Here is a 4,059-nt window from a genome sequence, read left to right on the forward strand (position 1 = left end):
AGATATTATTGCAGCACAAGATGATGGCTTGACTGCTTCAGAATATTTTGGGCAACAACCAGCTTTAGCGGCGCAAGAGATTGTGGCAAATTTTTCCAAGATTAGTTGGAAACAGCGTTGGCAAATTTTTGCTAAAATTTTTATCACCAGCTGTCTTTGGACACTTCTGACTCAATTAAGTAATCCTCACCAGCCATTTAATGTGACGCCCTTTATTTTGAATGGTTTATGGATATTTGTTTTAATAAATATAATTTTTAAGCTTATTCATTACAGTATTTATTGGCAGATTTTAAATTCTCGAATCATAAAATGGATATTGAGCTGGCTAATGGCAATAGTTATTCTAACAGTTTTTATTGGTATTCAATTAATACAAGTACCATTTTTGAGCTTTAATCTTTCTTTACCTATGAAAATTAGCTTAAATATGATGATACTGTTATTGCCATTAAGTCTAATAATTTGGGGCGATAAAATCCTAAAAGCATTGTTTTGGGCAATTAGCCCGTGGTTTTTGGTAATTGCTATTAATAACTTACTTGTGATATTTAATTATCCTATACTGCAACATCAAGAATATGTCTATCTTTCTAACACAGCTCAAATAGGGGCTTGGTTATGGTGTTTGCTTTACCTTTGGCGCTTTGCCAATAAGGGCTTAAATTGAATTAAAATTTTAAAGTTATGAAAAAACTAGAGCAATTTTACTCTGGTTTTTTTGGTATTTAAAATTAAGTGTTAAGATTAATCATAAGTTCTAGGTGAAAATATGTGAGCAATATTTATTGGAGAAATGATAGATGGAATTAAAAATTAAGAATTTATATTTGAATTTTGGAAATAAAACAATTTTAAATAATATTAATATTGTTTTAAACTCTGGTGGTTTAATCGGCTTAATTGGCCCTAATGGAGCTGGAAAGTCTACCTTATTACGTGTTATTGCCACGATTTTGAAACCAAAAAGTGGAGAAATATATTTAAATGGTGAGGATATCATTAAAAATCCTCAAATAATGCGTAATTCTTTGGGCTATTTACCGCAACAGGTACCATATTATCCACATTTATCAGCTGTAGATTATTTACAGTATATTGCAGCATTAAAAGGATTATCTGGCAGAAAAAGCAAAAAGCAGATCGAAAGCCTATTATTCAAGTTTCACCTGGACAATGTTGGTAAAAAACGCTTATCTGAATTTTCTGGAGGGATGAGACAAAGAGTAGGGATTGCAGCAACTTTATTGGGTGATCCTAAAATAATAATTGTAGATGAGCCAACTGCTGGATTAGATCCGATGGAAAGAGTAACTATTCGTAATGTCTTATCTGAAATGGCCATCAATCGAATTGTAATTTTATCTACCCATATTATTTCTGATATTGAAGCTGTGGCAACAAATTTAGTTGTTTTGAAATCAGGAAATGTCTTATATACTGGTTCGCCAGCACAACTATTGCAAAAGGTTAGCAATTCTGTATGGGAGTATATTCTGCCTTCTAATGAAGTACCTAAAAATTTAGAAAATGTGAGTTCGATAAGTCAAGCAGCCGATGGTATACATGTCAGGGTTATATCTAAAAGTGCACCCAATGTGACCGCTATTAATGTAATGCCACGCCTGGAAGATGCTAGTTTGGCTATTCTGGAAGGTGGCGATTAATTTGTACAGAATTTTAAGAGCTGACTTTTTAGAGCGCAGTCGTAAAATATCATACTTGGCATTAATGATTTTAGCGTTAGTTTCAGGAGTAATAGGTTATCCGCGGGTTAATGGACCGATTAAGGTTTTTACTTTGGATCCTAGTATGTATAAGCAAGCTAGTAATCCAACTTGGATTCCGGTCAGTGTAGTTTTAGTGTTAGGCTTTTTTCTTCCAATAGTAGGTTATATTTTTCTGAAAAATGCATTAGAAATTGATAAACAAAATCAAGTTTATGAATTAATGAGTACAATACAATTTTCTAAACTAAATTATATATTAGGAAAGTTTATATCAAACTGTCTTTTATTATTTATATTGTGGATTGTAATAATAGTGGGCACATTTTTTATGGTACTTTTACAATTTCCAGGAAAGTATATTAGCGCTGCTCAATTTTTTACACCATTTTCAACTTTAATTCCTGGAATATTTATTATTTCAGCAATATCTATTTTTACAGAAGTAACCCCTATTCTAAGGGGATTTTTAGGAACTATTCTAGTAAGCTTTTTCTTTCTTTTAGATTACATATTTAGTGCTACTTATTATAATGTTCCTTTTTTAAGAATAGTTAATCCATCTGGTAGTGGTTATCTATTTAAGATGATCGAAGATACTAGTGTTAAAACTTCAGGCCATTACTTAGGACAAACGATGTTGTTAAGTGGTGGTAGTATACATCAAACTGGCAGTAAAGAATTGGTTTTTTCACCTATTTATTTTAATAAACAGGATTTTAACATTTTCTTTTATCAATTATTAATCTGTATAGTATTGATACTTCTAGCTGCGTGGTTCTTTTCTCCTCATCATTATCGAAATAATGTTTTTTTAAATAATCGAAAGAGCTTTAAAGGCAAATTACGTTCTACAAAAAATAAATCGAGTAGCAAAGATAAAGATAAAGATGTTCCAGAATGGCAGCCAGTTATTAGCGAATCTGTACATTGGTTACCTTTATTAAGTGCTACTTTTTTACAACTATGGAGAACCCTATCCTTATTTAATAAATTAGCTTTATTAATTTTATGGATTGTAGCTTGGTTTAGTTCTTTTCCTTTTGTACAACAAATTATTTTTCCATTGTTTTTGTTAATGGAGTTACCATTTTTAAGCAATTTAGGAGCACAAGCGACTAAATCTGGCTTTTTTGATTGGTTAAAGACTATTTCATTTGGTCAAAAAAGACAGCAGATATCAGAATATGTGAGTGGATTACTATTTACATTAGTGTTGCTATTGCCTTTAATGACAAAGTCACTTAGTTCATTGGTTATTTTAGTTTGCTTTGCCGTATTTCTTTGCAGCTTGGCACAATTTTTAGGATTTTTGACAAAAAGTAATCGTCCATTTATTTTTTTGTTGGTTATGTTTTGTTTTATCTATTTAAATGGAGCAACTAAGTTATTACCATTAACAGGTAATAATTTAATAATGGAACTAATATATTTAAGTTTAGCCATTATACTATTTTTATTAAAGAAAATTTTTAAACTTTTGTTTAGGTAGATCTTAATATTGTTGATTCTAGCCACATAAAATTTTAAAGTTATCGCAGATTCTATAATTAATCCGAACAGCCTTAATCTAAAAAACCCAAAGTAATTCCTTTACAATGGTAGTTACGACAACAAACCATGAAAGCAGGAATACTTTGAGCACTATTACTTTAATACAGTTTGACCGGGGAGCGAGCTCTTTTACACCAACAAGGTAAAACGCAGCAACAAATCGCTACTGCAGTGGGCGTAGTAAATCCACTATCTGTACAGAATTACAACGGGTGCAGACATATGCTCCCCTCTTGGCCCAACAAGATACCGATCAAAAAAGAAGGAACTGTGGCCGGAAACGATTGCCGCTAAATTTAAGTTAGCGACAGCTTCAATTTATAACTGGTTGAATCAGGGACAATTGGCTTTTGAGCTTCGGGACTTGCCCGACCGTAATCGGCGTTGTCAGCACAGCCAAGAAAGGCGTGGACAATATCAAACCGGCACCAGTATTGAGCAACGGACTGCACCGGTCAATCAGCGGACAAAGTTTGGTCATTTGGAAGTCGATACGATTTTATCCAGTCATAGGCAAAGTAAGGCTTGTTTAGTGACGTTTGTCGAATGCAGCAGTCGCTTACTTTGGGCTTTGAAAGCAAGATCGTACGGCCCAGTCTTTTGCGAGCTTTATGCAGCGTTATGGCTTAACTGCTTATTTCTGTCATCCTTATTCACCTTGGGAACGGGGCAGCAATGAGTACTTTACCGCAAGCTGCGCTGGTTCTTTCCTAAGAAAACTGACTTTAAACAAGTAACTGCCGATCAAGTGTTAGAAGCAATAATCGACCTTTAAAAC

The 4,059-nt window shown here is 33.2% G+C and carries 3 protein-coding genes and 1 pseudogene; all 4 read left to right on the top strand.

Annotated elements, in window-relative coordinates:
* Positions 1-670: hypothetical protein (locus EQ827_RS08040; RefSeq protein ID WP_181190474.1), on the top strand; the 670-nt coding region annotated here is incomplete at its 5' end.
* Positions 671-803: 133 nt separating this feature from the next.
* Complete coding sequence (locus tag EQ827_RS08045; RefSeq protein ID WP_181190475.1) at positions 804-1,667, top strand: ABC transporter ATP-binding protein; 864 nt, start codon at positions 804-806, stop codon at positions 1,665-1,667.
* A gap of 145 nt (positions 1,668-1,812) precedes the next feature.
* The gene (locus EQ827_RS08050) at positions 1,813-3,219 is read left to right on the top strand and encodes a hypothetical protein (protein WP_181190476.1); all 1,407 of its coding nucleotides are present in this window, start codon (positions 1,813-1,815) and stop codon (positions 3,217-3,219) included.
* Positions 3,220-3,364: 145 nt separating this feature from the next.
* Positions 3,365-4,044: pseudogene (locus EQ827_RS09275) on the top strand (transposase); the annotation flags it as partial.
* Positions 4,045-4,059: the final 15 nt, after the last annotated feature.

Origin of the sequence: Bombilactobacillus bombi (assembly GCF_013607485.1) — a bacterium.
In the GTDB taxonomy this organism is placed as follows: Bacteria; Bacillota; Bacilli; order Lactobacillales; family Lactobacillaceae; genus Bombilactobacillus; species Bombilactobacillus bombi_A.

Bases quoted from the DNA above. Each gene is read 5' to 3' on its own strand.
- EQ827_RS08045 (WP_181190475.1), top strand. From the start codon at position 804: ATGGAATTAAAAATTAAGAATTTATATTTGAATTTTGGAAATAAAACA.
- EQ827_RS08050 (WP_181190476.1), top strand. From the start codon at position 1,813: ATGTATAAGCAAGCTAGTAATCCAACTTGGATTCCGGTCAGTGTAGTT.